The sequence below is a fragment of the Bacteroides pyogenes genome (assembly GCF_014196225.1).
GTDB lineage: Bacteria > Bacteroidota > Bacteroidia > Bacteroidales > Bacteroidaceae > Bacteroides > Bacteroides pyogenes_A.
The window spans coordinates 49,722-65,607 of record NZ_JACIDI010000007.1 but is presented as its reverse complement, the minus strand read 5'-3'; the positions used below and the strand labels follow the sequence as shown (position 1 = coordinate 65,607).

At 48.3% G+C, this 15,886-nt stretch carries 14 protein-coding genes and 1 pseudogene; all 15 read left to right on the top strand.

Features of this window, described 5'->3' with window-relative positions; translation table 11 throughout:
- Window positions 1-703, top strand: a pseudogene (locus GGR07_RS13790) (DUF4373 domain-containing protein); the annotation flags it as partial.
- A 149-nt stretch (window positions 704-852) separates the two neighbouring features.
- The gene (locus tag GGR07_RS06530) at window positions 853-1,398 is read left to right on the top strand and encodes an HU family DNA-binding protein (RefSeq protein ID WP_021646174.1); all 546 of its coding nucleotides are present in this window, start codon (window positions 853-855) and stop codon (window positions 1,396-1,398) included.
- Between the two features lie 502 nt (window positions 1,399-1,900).
- Complete coding sequence (locus tag GGR07_RS06525; RefSeq protein WP_051990682.1) at window positions 1,901-2,380, top strand: N-acetylmuramoyl-L-alanine amidase; 480 nt, start codon at window positions 1,901-1,903, stop codon at window positions 2,378-2,380.
- 27 nt (window positions 2,381-2,407) lie between these two features.
- Entirely contained in the window at window positions 2,408-2,503 is a 96-nt protein-coding gene (locus GGR07_RS06520; RefSeq protein ID WP_148727133.1) for a smalltalk protein, read from the top strand.
- A 111-nt stretch (window positions 2,504-2,614) separates the two neighbouring features.
- Window positions 2,615-3,340 (top strand): hypothetical protein, encoded by a 726-nt coding sequence (locus GGR07_RS06515; RefSeq protein WP_034543976.1) that lies wholly within the window; start codon window positions 2,615-2,617, stop codon window positions 3,338-3,340.
- Between the two features lie 7 nt (window positions 3,341-3,347).
- The gene (locus tag GGR07_RS06510; protein ID WP_172545166.1) at window positions 3,348-9,347 is read left to right on the top strand and encodes an FG-GAP-like repeat-containing protein; all 6,000 of its coding nucleotides are present in this window, start codon (window positions 3,348-3,350) and stop codon (window positions 9,345-9,347) included.
- A gap of 23 nt (window positions 9,348-9,370) precedes the next feature.
- The gene (locus GGR07_RS06505; protein WP_034543971.1) at window positions 9,371-9,805 is read left to right on the top strand and encodes a hypothetical protein; all 435 of its coding nucleotides are present in this window, start codon (window positions 9,371-9,373) and stop codon (window positions 9,803-9,805) included.
- 260 nt (window positions 9,806-10,065) lie between these two features.
- Window positions 10,066-10,491, top strand: a complete 426-nt coding sequence (locus GGR07_RS06500) for a hypothetical protein (RefSeq protein WP_147298120.1) — start codon at window positions 10,066-10,068, stop codon at window positions 10,489-10,491.
- Between the two features lie 260 nt (window positions 10,492-10,751).
- Window positions 10,752-11,186: a hypothetical protein gene (locus GGR07_RS06495; protein ID WP_122056447.1), complete on the top strand. Its 435-nt coding sequence runs from the start codon at window positions 10,752-10,754 to the stop codon at window positions 11,184-11,186.
- A gap of 261 nt (window positions 11,187-11,447) precedes the next feature.
- Window positions 11,448-11,888 carry a hypothetical protein gene (locus tag GGR07_RS06490; RefSeq protein WP_122056448.1) on the top strand — a complete coding sequence of 147 codons (441 nt, stop codon included), beginning with the start codon at window positions 11,448-11,450 and terminating at the stop codon, window positions 11,886-11,888.
- Window positions 11,889-12,148: 260 nt separating this feature from the next.
- Window positions 12,149-12,574, top strand: a complete 426-nt coding sequence (locus GGR07_RS06485) for a hypothetical protein (protein ID WP_034543604.1) — start codon at window positions 12,149-12,151, stop codon at window positions 12,572-12,574.
- A 263-nt stretch (window positions 12,575-12,837) separates the two neighbouring features.
- Complete coding sequence (locus tag GGR07_RS06480) at window positions 12,838-13,737, top strand: class I SAM-dependent methyltransferase (RefSeq protein ID WP_122056449.1); 900 nt, start codon at window positions 12,838-12,840, stop codon at window positions 13,735-13,737.
- A 3-nt stretch (window positions 13,738-13,740) separates the two neighbouring features.
- The gene (locus GGR07_RS06475) at window positions 13,741-14,628 is read left to right on the top strand and encodes a cell division protein FtsX (RefSeq protein WP_027325110.1); all 888 of its coding nucleotides are present in this window, start codon (window positions 13,741-13,743) and stop codon (window positions 14,626-14,628) included.
- Between the two features lie 62 nt (window positions 14,629-14,690).
- Window positions 14,691-14,921, top strand: coding sequence for a DUF3098 domain-containing protein (locus GGR07_RS06470; RefSeq protein ID WP_034543603.1), 231 nt, complete (start codon window positions 14,691-14,693; stop codon window positions 14,919-14,921).
- A 74-nt stretch (window positions 14,922-14,995) separates the two neighbouring features.
- Window positions 14,996-15,796, top strand: a complete 801-nt coding sequence (locus GGR07_RS06465; RefSeq protein WP_122056450.1) for an undecaprenyl-diphosphate phosphatase — start codon at window positions 14,996-14,998, stop codon at window positions 15,794-15,796.
- Window positions 15,797-15,886 lie beyond the last annotated feature (90 nt).

Here is a 15,886-nt window from a genome sequence, read left to right as displayed (position 1 = left end):
ATCTGGTTCGGTTGCTACGAATGGGTTGGCTGCAAGCTCTTTCGAGGAGGATAGCGTTCGGCATTCCGTAGCTCCGTCCGCTGGCTCATCTGGTTCGGTTGCTACGAATGGGTTGGCTGCAAGCTCTTTCGAGAAGGATAGCGTTCGGCATTCCGTAGCTCCGTCCGCTGGCTCATCTGGTTCATTTGCTGCTAATGGGTTGGCTGCAAGCTCTTTCGAGAAGGATAGCGTTCGGCATTCCGTAGCTCCGTCCGCTGGCTCATCTGGTTCGGTTGCTGCGAATGGGTTGGCTGTAAACTCTTCCGCGAGGGATGCTGCCCGATATTCCGCAGCTCCGCTCGCTGTGGGTGAGCTGTTCGCAAATCCTTGCGGCGGAGGGGAGGCTCAGTCCCCAGCTGCTTGTGTAAAAGGGGATTCCCGTTCGGGGAAGCGGAAAATATGGACGCAGGAGGCTATCGACGGGCTTCTTCCGCCTGCCGACGGAACACCGCGCAACTATGCGGGGCTGCTCGATAACCTACGGATATACGGCATCCCGCCCGCAGAACAATATGCCATCATCCGAAAAAGCAACTTCGGAGCTATCGGCGGCTCGATATGGAAGGGGATTGCTGCTTTGCGCGGCAGCGGCGGGAAAATAAAACTTCCCGGACGTTATCTGCTGAGTGTGGTAAACAGGAGAGACGATGAGGCTGTGAGCTGATAATCAATGAATAACGCAGATTAATAATTTTGTTAAGACACAATTTGAAAACCGCTTGCATACAAAATGTATCTTTTCTATCTTTGTAGTGTCGATAAGCTTAAAGACGAAAACAAAACCGAATTAATCAAACACAAAAAATTACGACTATGCCAGTATTGTATGAAGCATTTCAGTCCGTTCTGAAAGACAAAAACGGTAAAAAACTATTCTATCCGCGTGTGTTGCGCGCAGGTAATGTAAGCACTGCACAGATTGCCAAAGAGATTGCGGCTTACTCGTCTCTTTCTCCGGGAGATGTGCTGAACACGCTGAACAATTTGGCGACGGTGGTGAGCCACCATCTTCAGGCCTCGGAAAGTGTGACGCTCGACGGCTTCGGAACCTTTCGCATGGTGATGAAGTCGAGCCGCAAAGGGGTGGAAACTGCGGAAGAGGTGTCTGCCGCCCAGTCTTCGCTCACGGTGCGATTCCGTCCTTGTGCCACACGCCATCCGGATGGCAAGGTAGCCACCCGTTCGCTGGTGACAGGCGCACGCTGTATACGCTTCGAGCGGACAGAGGTTGCCGCCAACGGGGAAGCCGGTAAACCCGGGAGCTCCGGAGGAGGCGTAAATACCGGAAGCGGCGGAGATAGCGGCAAGCCCGGCGGCGGAGGTTCGGGTGGCGTGGAAGCTCCGGATCCTTCGTTGTAACCCCTGCGACGAAGCACTGCATAAGAGCGGGTTGCAGATACTGATGCAAACGCAGGGGCAGGCGCAAATGTAGTTGCAGGCGCAAGCGTAACACAAATGTAAACGCAAAACGTAAACACAATTGCAAGTGATGTAACGCAAGCACAAACACAAATAGCTGCAAGCGCAAGCGTAACGCAAATGTAAACACAGGCGCAGTTGCAGGCACAAACGGATTTGCAAGCACAAATGCAAACCCGGTTGCAGGCGAAAGTGCAGCGCAAACATAACGCAAACGCAAATGTAAACGCAAATACAAACGCAAATACAAACGCAAATACAAACGCAAATGCAAGCGCAAACGCAAATGCAAACGCAAATGCAAGCGTAAATGCAAACGCAAATGCAAATGTAACCACAAACGTAGTTGCAAACATAACACAAACACAAGTGTAACCACAAACACAACACAAACACAGTAGCAAACACAAACAATCGGTTAATCACTAATCATTCACCAATCATGCGAATTATCAATTTGATTGTGGTGCATTGCAGCGCCACGAGGGAGGATCGTGCGCTCTCGCCGGAGGCTTTGGATGCGATGCACCGCCGCCGCGGATTCGCCGGAACAGGCTATCATTACTACATCCGCAGGGATGGAACGCTGCATCTCAGCCGTCCGCTCGAACGTATCGGGGCGCATGCGAAGGGCTTCAATGCGAACAGCGTCGGTATCTGCTATGAAGGCGGTCTGGACTGCCGGGGACGCCCGGCAGACACGCGGACTGCCGCACAGCGGACCGCGCTCCGGAGGCTGATTGGGCAGCTGCAAGAAGCGTTTCCCGGCTGCCGGGTGTGCGGACACCGCGACCTCAGTCCCGACCGCAACGGAAACGGTGTGATAGAGCCGGGAGAATGGACTAAAGGCTGTCCGTGTTTCGATGCGGAAAAGGAGTATGGCGAAAATGTGCCGGAGGCACAGAATAAAACAACCATTTAAAGAACGGAAAGGAGGTAAATTATGGCAATGAAGAAATCAGTATGGGATACGATCCTGAAGGTGATCATCGCAGTGGCTTCGGCCGTAGCAGGCGTTTTGGGCGCTAATGCGATGAATCTGTAAAAGCGAGAAGCTTGGTTGATCCCCGGCGTCGATAAGATCGTGCGCGCCGGTCCGTACGATGGCGGGGATCTGTAAAATTATCGAATCAAACACACACACAGCATAAACACAATGATGAAACGAGTTTTATTTTTATTACTGGCCGCGCTCTTTGCGCTGAAGTTGCAGGCGCAGACCGATCTGAATTGCGGGATTTCGTATGAGTACGCGGTCCCCGTTACTTTCTCTTCGGGGAAAACGACATTTACAGACATACGCGATACGAGAGTGGCCCCGCCTTATTATGCTCCGTACCGTTATGTTCCGAGAGCTGACACATATATTCCGAGCAATGACACGGCTTATACCTATACGCAGGGCAGGGCTGTTTATTACAGGATGGAGCTGCCCGTTGCAGGAGATGTGATTATTCATAACTGGAATTCATATCGGATGGGGTTCAGTTCTATATTTTTGGTAAGGCCCGTCAAACCGGGTGAAACGAAAGATTGGGGAGAAGGCATCTACTCCTGCAAGCGGGTAGCGACTTTCGAGCCGGGAGACTTCCTGTCGCCCGATTTTAACCCGATAGAGCTTGGCATGCCCGAAAACTCTTCGCTGGGGCTTGCTTATCTGCATGTGAGGAATCTGCCTGCCGGAACTTATTATATCGTTTCCGCAGGGTATAAGTACATGAATGGGTCCGTGCCTGACGGGCAATTGGGAACCACTGTCATAGTCGGTAAATGTTCCGATGTTCCCGATGAGCCGGATATAAAACCCGAAGAACCGAACAACTGCCCTATACAATACCGCTATGACCGGTCGGGCAATCGAATCAAAACCATTAAACAATAACACTGATATGAAAAATATGACACGGAAATTAATTGCTTTGGGAATTGCTTTATCAATGGCTCTTTCTGCAAGCTCACAAGAAACGGCCATGCAGGGAGAAGACCACATGGCACATGATGTAGGCGAAATTCCTGTTCGATATGCTCTTACTCCGGCAGGTGCCGTCACCTATCAGGTGCCGGTGGATATTCATCCCGATCCTGAGGAGTTTCATCCTCATTTGTCATTCGACTATAACAGCCGCCAGCCTGAAAGCGCAATGGGGTACGGATGGAATATCGGAGGACTGTCCGGTATCACCCATGTTGCAGGAACGATTTATTACGACGGAAAGTCGTCTCCTCTGTCGTTGAGCGAAGATAAGCTGATGCTGGACGGCGTGCGTCTGATAAAGACCGGCGCGGATAGCTGGCAGAGCGAACAGGGATTTGTGAAAGTGAGCCGGCAGGCGGACGGCACATTGGCAGTCCGTTATCCCGACGGAAGCACCGCGAAGTTCGAAGCCTCCCCGAAAGCTCCTTTCAGCTATGTGATGACTTTGCATACTAACCGCAAGGGGCGTACTGTGAAGTATATCTATACGCAGGCAGACAATCTGCCTTACATCCGTACCATTTTGTATGGAGAAACCGGAGGAGTCTACAACGATTCGATTGTATTCACCTACCGTAGCGTGAATGACAACATGACCCGTTATGCAGATGGAAAACCTTTGAAACGCAGTCGGTTGCTGGAGAAGGTGGAGTCGTTCCATAAAGGGAAACTGTGGCGCCGCTATCTGATTTCTTATCAGCAGCGAGGGGTGTATCTGCCGGTGCGGCTGGAGTGTGAGACGGAAACCGGCAAGCTCAATCCCCTGCGATTCGAATATGGCGACGAACGGACTATCGAGTTTCTTGGGGGGAGGAGCCTTTATTTGACTAACTATTTTCGTAATTCCGTTCAGGGAGCAAACTCGCACAAATCTCTTGTTTTGTCGCGTGGCAAGTTCAGCCGCGATTCGAAAAGCGACGGTTTGATTTCGTATCCCGCGCTCGGTGAAACTGCCGAGGACCAACGATTGCTGGTGTACAAGGATTTGTCGGAGCTGGTGGTTTCTCCCGTTGTGTTTACAGCCGGAAGAGGCTTTAAGCAACTGGAAGCGATAGACGTGAACGGAGACGGCTTGGAGGAGCCCTTAAGGGTGAATTATTATGATGGCAGGCTGGTAGCCTCTGTCTATACGAACGATGTCGACCCCGCACGTTATTCGGAATACGTATATCTGGAGGGGAGCGGATATGTGCATGAGCGGCAGATGCTGACCGGCGACTTCGATGGAGACGGGAAAATAGAGTTGCTGGCCATATCCAGTTGCCGCGACCCGAAAAAAAAGAAATATCCGTCACGCGCTTTATTGGTAGATCTGGATAAGCGCAAAACTATTTACGACGATGCTTGTTTCGATTTTACATTGTACCAAACGGACAACAGGGCCTTGTATGGAGACCGGCTGATGGCCATGGACTACAACGGCGACGGTAAAACGGACATTTGCCTGATCAACATAAACGGTCTTTATGTATATGAGTTCACCGGAAGCGGGTTCAGGCAACTGGCATATTCGAACGCCATCAACATTATGTACTTCAATTTTGAAAGCCCCGGCATCAAAGACAGGGAGCTGATGATGGCGGACATGAACGGCGACGGGAATATGGATATTGTTCTGGGTCCCCGGCGCATACATTGCAAGGAAGGATTCAAGCACTTGGGAGACGGGATTTGTCGCGGTGCGTGCAATGATGAAAGCCATCTGAGGAGTACCAGCGCAAGCGGATACAAGCACTATGTGCATCCCTATTCCGGGCACGAGTGTCTGGTTGACCCAAGCGTAAGGCAGCATGATTTGGTCGTATTCGATTGGAACGTGGAAAACGGGAAACAGTGGAAGTTTCTTATATCTACCGGAAACTCTTCTTACACTCCTTCCAATCCCGGATTCAAGGTACATACGGAGGAATTGTTCTATTGCTTTCACGAGACGGTAGGCCTGAACTTTATGCTGGTGGACGTGGATAAGGACGGGCTGCCTGACCTGCTGCGCAACGTACGCGGGAAAATCTACCTCCATCTGAATGAGAACGGGAAAATAAGCCTGAATCATAACATACGCTCCATTTTGCAAATGGATAATTTATCGGCACAATTTGCCGTAGCGAATGTCACTCAAGCCTACTATCGGTCGGGAAGCCTCATTTGTGTGGACAACGAGAAGCTTCATGCGTACAATTATACGCACGATGAGTCGATAGGGCGTATGCTGCACAATCTTACCGATAGTTACGGAGTAACCTCGAACCATTACTATACGGATATAATGGAAACGTCCGAGAGTCGCTATGTGGGGCAACCGGATATGTCGCTGGGGTATATCGACTATCCGTACGCGATAATGACTCCCCGCTTGTATGTGCCCGCATGGCAGAAAAAAACGAAAGGAGGCACGCAGATTTCATGGGAATATTACAAGTACACCAATGCCGTGTTCCATCGCACGGGTTTGGGATTCTGCGGTTTCCGGAAGATCGAGGCGAAAGATGTGGTGAATAAACGTACGATGGCTTCTGTGTTCGACCCCGAACTCTTGGGCGCGGAGGTGAGAAAAGAGACTCCTGCCGACACCATTATACGCAGCTATGTATTGGAAAGATCGAAGAATGAGACAGTGATTCTGAAACTGCAGAAAGAAACGGTGAAGGATGCTCTCAACGGGACGAGAAAAATTATCGCATATGAGCATAACGGGTATGGGCAAGTGACCGGCATGTCTACTGCATCTGGCGGCAATAAGATAGAAGCGAGATCGTACGGTTATCAGAATGTGGAAAATAGCGGGCTTTATCTGTTGGGACTGAAACGTTATGAGCAGACAAAGAGTTTTCGCAATGATTCGACCGTCACCCGCGAAACGAAAACAGACTACGACAGCCGGTATCTGCCTGTCCGCAAAACGCATTTTTTCAACGGGAATATCGTGTCGCAACAACTTTACGAGTATAACAACCGGATGCAACTGACCGCGACAAAGAAACGTGCTTACGAATCGACGGGCTGGTTGTCGAAAGCGTTTGCCTATGACCGGGACGGACGTCTGATAAAAGAAACCGATGTCATGGGCTTGTCGTCCACCTATGCTTACGACCCTGCAACCGGTCTTTTGCAAAGCAGTACCGATCATAAAGGACGCACGACCCGTCATGTGTACGATGCGTGGGGACGTCTTGTAGAAACGCGCAACCCTGACGGACATGTGAGGCATGTGTCTGCATCATGGAGCAAGGAAGGAGATCCGGGTTTGTACGTGATGACCGTTGTCGAAACGGGCAAACCTGTGACTAAAACGTATTACGACTTCCTTAAACGGGAAGTGCGCTCCTCGCAGCTCCGATTCGACGGACGTGAAATGAAAACGGATAAAATGTACAATCCCCGAACCGGCCTGCTTGAAAAAGAATCGTTGCCCGCTAAGGATGGCACTCCTTCACGGTGGAACATCCATGTGTACGACCGGTTCGGTCGCCGCACCTCTACCCGCTATGCTTCGGGTAAAGTGGATTCTTGCGCTTACGGGGCCTTGACCGATACGATTATCGAGAATGGCATACGCCGCATCCGCAGGTATGATGTAACGGGTTTGATAACGCAAGTGACGGATGATGCGGGAAGTATCTCCTATTATTACCGCCCCGACGGGCAGCCTGTTACCGTAGTGGCTCCGGGAGATGTTCAAACGCGCTTCTATTATGATAAGTACGGTCGTCGTACGGGGATTAAAGACCCCAGTGCGGGAATCCGGCAAACGGAGTATGATAAGAATGGGAATATCTGCAAAGAGACGGACGCCGACGGGCGTGAAATCAGGAAAGAGTACGACCGCTACGGCCGCCTCACGAAACAGATAACGCCTGATCTGACTACGGTTTATGCCTATGACAATACGGAAAATCTGCTGCTTTCGGCAGTGTCTGACAACGGCAGCGCCGCGCGCAACACGTATGACGCGTATGGCAGGCTGAAAACACGGCGCGAAGAGGCTCCGGACGGCAAGTGGCTGCAAAAGACATACAGCTATACGGCCGACGGGCAAACTTCATCCATCGCCTACGTCTCGCAAAACGGCGCTTTGGCTACAGAACTGCTGTCCTACCGCAACGGCTTCCTCACCGAGGTGCGTCTGGCGGACGGAACTCCGGTCTATCGCCATGACGAAGAGAATGCGTTGGGGCAACTGACGAAACTCACTGTCGGATCGATGCGTCGCAGCTATGAATTCAACGAATGGGGGCTGCCTGTAAGGCGAAGCATTACCCGTGCGGACGGAACCCTGATGTTTGCTCATAGTTACCGCTTCAACGTCTCGAACAACAATCTTGAAAGCCGTAAGGATGAAACGAGAAGCCTGTCGGAGAGTTTCGGTTATGATGAGCTGAACCGTTTGTCCGTATATGGCGACAAATCGGTGGTTTACGACAATCACGGCAATATCTTGCGTAAGGGAGATGCGGGCGAACTGGTCTACACCGACCCCAACCGTCCTTATGCCGTTACAGGCCTTAATCCGGTGCAAGACAATCCGGTGAAGTCCGTTCTCGACATCGCGTATATTGCCGGTGATCGTCCCTCCGTCATCACTCAGGGTGCGAAGAAAGCGGCGCTGACGTATAATGCCGGGCACGAGCGTGTACGCATGCAGTATGCTGTGAATGATTTGACCCGGTTGACACGCTATTATCTGGGGGGTAACTATGAATTTGATGAAACTGTTGGCGGATTCAAAGAAAAGCTATATCTTGGCGGAGGATATTACAATGCTCCTGCGGTATTGTTGAAAGAAGGAGGCAACTCGTCTGTTTACTTTGTTCATCGTGACTACTTGGGAAGTATCTTGCAGGTAGCCGATACTCAAGGAAATGTGGTGGAAGAGAATAGCTTCGATGCATGGGGAAGTTTGCGCAACCCGATGAATCAGGCGATCTACACACAGGGCGAAGAACCCGAACTGTTGTTGGGCCGCGGATATACAGGGCATGAGCATCTGCCGTTCTTTGGATTGATTAATATGAATGCCCGTCTGTATGACCCGCTGTTAGGCCGTTTTCTTTGTCCTGACCCGTATGTGCAGTTTCCTGACTTTATGCAGTCTTTCAACCGGTACAGCTATTGTATGAATAGTCCGCTGTGCTATGTGGATGAGAGCGGGGAGTTTCTCTTAGGTTATACATTCGGTTTCTTCAGAGGGCTGTTCACCGGCAAGAACCCGTTTAAGACAGGCTGGCAAGGCGGAGTGAATGAAGTAAAGATTTGGGGCGGCTTGTTCACCACAGACATGAGAAAAAACTTTTTGGGTCAAGCATGGGAAATGCTTTCTCGGTTCACCTGGCAGAGTCCGCAAACCTTTTTCGGATTAGCCTTTTCCACATTTTCCAATTGGGCCGGTCAGGTGGATGATGTTGATTACTGGGGCGGTGCTACGGTGGTAAGAGGAAACAATTGGAATTCCGTCGCAGTGACTTTAGGCAGCTATATCATTGGCAACAGAGATATTGAGGCAGACCCTAACAACTATCTTTTTCAGCATGAGTACGGACACTATTTGCAAAGTCAGGAGATGGGGTTGGCATATATCCCTACCGTGGGAATTCCGAGTTTAAAAAGCGCTGCCAAATCAAGTGACCATAGCCTTCAGAAGTTTGAGCAGGATGCAAATCGAAGGGCTTTCAATTATTTCAATGATCCGAAGAATAAGATAGATGGGTTTTATACATCGCAAGAGAGATATGATAAGTATAATAATGATGGCTCTTATCGTAATGGGACCGCTAAAGGGTGGAACTTTTTAAAGAATCCGTTGGATGTAAACAATAATCGTAATACATTGCAATTTAGCTATTATTACGATTACAAATTATCCGGTGCTATACACTCCCCCAATATGACATTGCGAATGTTTTGGTTAAAATATTGATGAATATAAAAAGAATGTAAATTATGAAACGAATCAGAAACTTTGTACTGTTTTTTGTTGCTTTCACGCTGTTATACGCTTGCAGAAGGGAGGGGCATTCTGACATTACGATAGTCAATCATTCCGATCGAAGTATATCTGTTCAGGAACAGTATCCCGGCAATGCGGAATTTGCTGTGCTGTTTCAGTGCGGAAACGGTGCAACTCGTATTTTGCCAGACTCTCAGCTTATTATTTCGAATGAAGATGGCCCTCATGGTTTAGGAGTTTGGGAAGGCTATTTTAAACGTAATAAATACCTTCAGTTTTTGATTATGGATTGTGACACTTATTGGGAATATCATTCCGAACCTTGCGATACCATTCGTAAGTGTGTTCCCATTCTCCATGTGTATCGGCTTACCTTGGAAGACTTGGAGCGAATGGATTGGAAGGTCGTTTATCCGCCGGTGGAATAAGAGGCACAGAATATTTACTCAGAGGAAGGAGGTGTAAAAGCCTTCTTCCCTTTTTTAGTTCGGAAGGTGGAACTATATCTTTGCATCGCTGATGTAGATGGTTTTTATGCGCCTGATTGCAACCGGGCGCAATGGGAAAGGAGTTGCATTGCAATTTAGCTATTATTACGATTACAAATTATCCGGGGCTATACACTCCCCTAATATGGCATTGCGGATGTTTTGGTTAAAATATTGATGAATATAAAAAGAATGTAAATATGAAACGAATCAGAAACTTTGTGCTGTTTTTTGTTGCTTTCACGCTGCTATACGCTTGCAGAAGGGAGGGGCATACTGACTTTGTGATGGTTAATAAATCCAATCGGGATATTGGTTGTCAAAGACAGCCTTCAACGTCAGAGAATGGCTTCTTATGTAACGATGGAGCATTGTGTATTTCATCGGATTCATCGTTCAATTTCTCCGCACCAGATAGTGAACGTAAATTAAGAGTTTGGGAAGATTATTTAAAACATCATAAATACATTCAGATTTTAATTACGGATTGTGACACTTTTTGGGAATATCGTTCCAAACCTTGCGATACCATTCATAAATATGTTCCCATTCTCCATGTGTATCGGCTTACCTTGGAAGACTTGGAGCGAATGGATTGGAAGGTCGTTTATCCGCCGGTGGAATAAGAGGCACAGAATATTTACTCAGAGGAAGGAGGTGTAAAAGCCTTCTTCCCTTTTTTAGTTCGGAAGGTGGAACTATATCTTTGCATCGCTGATGTAGATGGTTGTTATGTGCCTGATTGCAACCGGGCGCAATGGGAAAGGAGTTGCATTGCAATTTAGCTGTTATTACGATTACAAATTATCCGGGGCTATACACTCCCCTAATATGGCATTGCGGATGTTTGGGTTAAAATATTGATGAATATAAAAAGAATGTAAATATGAAACGAATCAGAAACTTTGTACTGTTTTTTGTTGCTTTCACGCTGTTATACGCTTGCAGAAGGGAGGGGCATTCTGACATTACGATAGTCAATCATTCCGATCGAAGTATATCTGTTCAGAGACAGTTTCCCGGCAATGCGGAATTTGCTGTGCTGTTTCAGTGCGGAAACGGTGCAACTCGTATTTTGCCGGACTCTCAGCTTATTATTCCGTATAATGGAGGCCCTCATGATTTAGGAGTTTGGGAAGACCATTTTAAGAGTCGAAAATATATCCAGTTTTTGATTATGGATTGTGACACTTATTGGGAATATCATTCCGAACCTTGCGATACCATTCATAAATATGTTCCCATTCTCCATGTGTATCGACTTACTTTGGAAGACTTGGAGCGAATGGATTGGAAGGTCGTTTATCCGCCCGTGGAATAGGAGGCACAGAATATTTACTCAGAGGAAGGAGGTGTAAAAGCCTTCTTCCCTTTTTTAGTTCGGAAGGTGGAACTGTATCTTTGCATCGCTGAGGTAGATGGTTGTTATGCGCCTGATTGCAACCGGGCGCAATGGGAAAGGAGTTGCATTGCAATTTAGCTGTTATTACGATTACAAATTATCCGGCGCTATACACTCCCCCAATATGACATTGCGGATGTTTTGGCTGAAATATTGATGAATATAAAAAGAATGTGAATTATGAAACGAATCAGAAACTTTGTACTGTTTTTTGTTGCTTTCACGCTGCTATACGCTTGCAGAAGGGAGGGGCATACTGTCATTACGATAGTCAATCATTCCGATCGAAGTATAGCTGTTCAGGAACGGTATCCCATCAATCCGGAATCGGAATTCATTCCGCTTTTTCGGTGCGGAACCGGTGCAACTCGTATTTTGCCGGGTTCTCAGATGACTACTTCGTATTATGGAGGACCTCATGATTTAGGAGTTTGGGAAAGCCATTTTAAACGTAATAAATACCTTCTGTTTTTGATTATGGATTGGGACACTTATTGGGAATATCATTCCAAATCTTGTGACATCATTCGTAAGTGTGTTCCCATTCTCCATGTGTATCGACTTACCTTGGAAGACTTGGAGCGAATGGATTGGAAGGTCGTTTATCCGCCGGTGGAATAAGAGGCACAGAATATTTACTCAGAGGAAGGAGGTGTAAAAGCCTTCTTCCCTTTTTTAGTTCGGAAGGTGGAACTGTATCTTTGCATCGCTGAGGTAGATGGTTGTTATGCGCCTGATTGCAACCGGGCGCAATGGGAAAGGAGTTGCATTGCAATTTAGCTGTTATTACGATTACAAATTATCCGGCGCTATACACTCCCCCAATATGACATTGCGGATGTTTTGGTTAAAATATTGATGAATATGAAAAGAATGTAAATATGAAACGAATCAGAAACTTTGTACTGTTTTTTGTTGCTTTCACGCTGTTATACGCTTGCAGAAGGGAGGGGCATTCTGACATTGTGATAGTTAATAAATCCAACCGGGATATTGCTTGTCAAGGACAACCTGTACGTTCAGTGAGTCTTTTCGTATGTAACCTTGGGGCGTTTCGTATTTCATCGAATTCATCGTTCAATTTACCCGCGCTCACTGGTCCTCATGATTTAGGAGTTTGGGAAGATTATTTTAAACGTAATAAATACCTTCAGTTTTTGATTATGGATTTTGATATTTATTGGGAATATCATTCCAAACCTTGCGACATCATTCGTAAGTGTGTTCCCATTCTCCATGTGTATCGACTTACCTTGGAAGACTTGGAGCGAATGGATTGGAAGGTCGTTTATCCGCCGGTGGAATAGGAGGCACAGAATATTTACTCAGAGGAAGGAGGTGTAAAAGCCTTCTTCCCTTTTTCTTTTTCAGAAAGCCTCAGGAATAATGTGAGTTATCGGTTGTAGAAATTTCTTTCTTCTATTAAAAGTACTTAAAGAAACCCCTTTACATCACATTTTATTTGTTTCTTTGCACCAAATTAGGGCATGGAGTGTACTGCCGAAACTGGTTGATACTTTGCGATTTCTTACCGTTCTTTCGCCGTACGCTCTTCATTTGGTTTTTATAGATGAATAAACTCACGATAAACGCTTGTCCTCTGTGTGGCGGCACACACTTGAAAGAGGGGATGACTTGTACGGATTTCTATGCTTCGGGCGAACGGTTTCAGCTTTGTTCGTGCGGCGAATGTGGGTTTACATTCACTCAGGGAGTGCCTGTGGAGGCCGAGATAGGACGATATTACGAGACTCCCGATTACATTTCGCACACCGACACCCGAAAGGGGATGATGAATACCGTATACCATTATGTGCGTTCGTATATGCTGGGGCGCAAGGCGCGGCTGGTGATGAAAGAGGCGCACCGAAGGAAAGGGCGTTTGCTCGATGTCGGAACGGGAACGGGATACTTTGCCGATGCGATGTTGCGTCGCGGTTGGAAAGTGGAAGCGGTGGAGAAGAGTCCGCAGGCGCGGGCGTTCGCGTTCGAGCGTTTCGGCTTGGAGGTAAAGCCGGAAGCTGCGCTGAAAGAGTTCGATCCCGGCAGTTTCGATGCGATTACCCTTTGGCACGTGATGGAGCATCTGGAGCGGCTGAACGAGACGTGGGAACTTCTGCGTGAGCTGCTTGCCGAACGGGGAGTGCTGATCGTGGCAGTGCCGAACGCCTCTTCTTACGATGCGGCGCGTTACGGCGAGTATTGGGCGGCTTACGATGTGCCCCGCCATTTGTGGCACTTCACTCCGGCTACCATTCAGCAGCTGGCTTCCCGCCACGGGTTCATCATGGCAGCGCGCCATCCTATGCCGTTCGACGCGTTTTATGTGTCGATGCTGAGCGAGAAGCACCGCGGAGCCTCATGTAGCTTCCTGAAAGGCTTGTACGCCGGCACGCTTGCATGGTTCAGCGCTTTGGGGCATAAAGACCGGAGCAGTTCGATGATATATGTATTCCGTAAAAAAAGATGATGGATGGGAAAAAAGAATAAATACAAACCGAAGTCGGCGTCGCTTTTCGATATGCAGTTCATCACTTCGAGCATCAGCACCACACTGGTTCTGCTGTTGCTGGGGCTGGTGGTGTTTTTTGTGCTTGCGGCGCACAACCTGTCGGTCTATGTCCGCGAGAACATCAGCTTCTCGGTGCTTATCAGCGATGACATGAAGGAGTCCGACATCCTGAAACTGCAAAAGAAACTGAACAAAGAGGCTTTTGTGAAGCAGTCCGAATATATTTCGAAAAAGCAGGCGTTGAAGGAGCAGAGCGAGGCGATGGGGACCAACCCGGAGGAGTTTCTGGGCTATAATCCTTTCACCGCATCCATCGAGATCAAGCTGCACTCGGACTATGCCAATTCCGACAGCATCGCGAAGATAGAAAAAATGATCAGGAAAGAGACCAACATACAGGATGTGCTCTACCGGAAGGAGCTGATAGATGCCGTGAATGAGAACATCCGCAACATCAGTCTGGTATTGCTGGCGTTGGCCGTAGTGCTCACGTTCATCTCTTTCGCGCTGATCAACAATACGATACGGCTTGCCATTTACTCCAAGCGCTTTCTCATCCACACCATGAAGCTGGTGGGAGCCAGTTGGTCGTTTATCCGGCGTCCTTTCCTGAGGAAGAACGTGTGGAGCGGTGTGGTGGCGGCTTTGCTGGCGGATGCCATATTGATGGGGGCGGCCTATTGGGCAGTGGCTTACGAGCAAGAGCTGGTGCGGGTCATCACGCCCCGGGTGATGCTCGTGGTTTGCGGAAGCGTACTGGTGTTCGGCGTGCTCATCACCTGGTTTTGCGCTTATCTTTCCATGAATAAATATTTGAAGATGAAGGCCAACACGCTGTACTATATTTAGCGGCTTTTCATCGTTTTAAAGAATTGAGAACTAACAATAAGAATCCCAAAATTTGAATAAAGATGTCGTCTGATAAACGGAAATTTGCCTTCGATAAAGTGAACTTTATCTTGCTTGCGGCAGGAATGGCGGTAGTCATCATCGGCTTTCTGCTCATGACAGGCCCTTCATCGTCTGAAACGGCTTTCCAGCCGGATATTTTCAGTGTGCGCAGAATCAGGGTGGCGCCTGTGGTTTGCCTTGCCGGCTTTTTGTCCATGATTTATGCCGTGCTTCGTAAGCCGCGCGGATGAGAAGAACGCTGCAGGCAGCAAGGATGCGGAGTAGTTATTGAAAAATCGGAAACTAAAAACCTAAGAACTCAAGAATGAATTGGTTAGAAGCTTTAATCCTTGGATTGATTCAGGGATTGACGGAATATTTGCCCGTTAGCAGCAGTGGACACCTCGCTATCGGGGCGGCATTTTTTGGTGTGAATGCCGAAGAAAACCTGTCCTTTACAATCATTGTGCATGTGGCTACGGTATGCAGCACGCTCGTTATTTTATGGAAAGAAATCGACTGGATATTCCGCGGACTGTTCAAGTTTGAAATGAATGAGGAAACCCGCTATGTGGGCAACATTCTGGTCTCGATGATTCCGGTCGCTATCGTGGGCTTGTTTTTCAAGGATTATGTAGAAGAGATTTTCGGATCGGGATTGTTCATCGTGAGTTGTATGCTGCTGCTCACGGCCGCCCTGCTCACTTTCTCCTATTATTATAAGCCGCGTCAGAAAGAAAAGATTTCGGTGAAAGATGCTTTCGTTATCGGTATCGCTCAGGCTTGCGCGGTGATGCCCGGCTTGTCGCGTTCAGGCTCCACCATCGCCACCGGACTGCTGTTGGGCGACAATAAGGCGAAGCTGGCTCAGTTTTCTTTCCTGATGGTGATTCCCCCCATTCTGGGTGAGGCGCTGCTCGATGGGCTGAAACTGATGAAAGGTCAGTCGCTGGCAGGAGACATTCCCGCATTCTCTCTGTTTGTCGGCTTTATGGCGGCCTTCATCTCCGGATGTCTGGCTTGCAAATGGATGATTAACATTGTGAAAAAGGGCAAGCTGGTCTATTTTGCCATTTACTGTGCAATCGTGGGATTGGCGGTGCTTGCCTTCAGCTTGATGGAGTAAGCGGGCGAGAGGTTGCAAGCCGGCGGAAGACAGGAGGTTTGCGAAGCTTTCTCTGTCGATGGCTTAGTGATGAAAGCATGGGAAACCGCC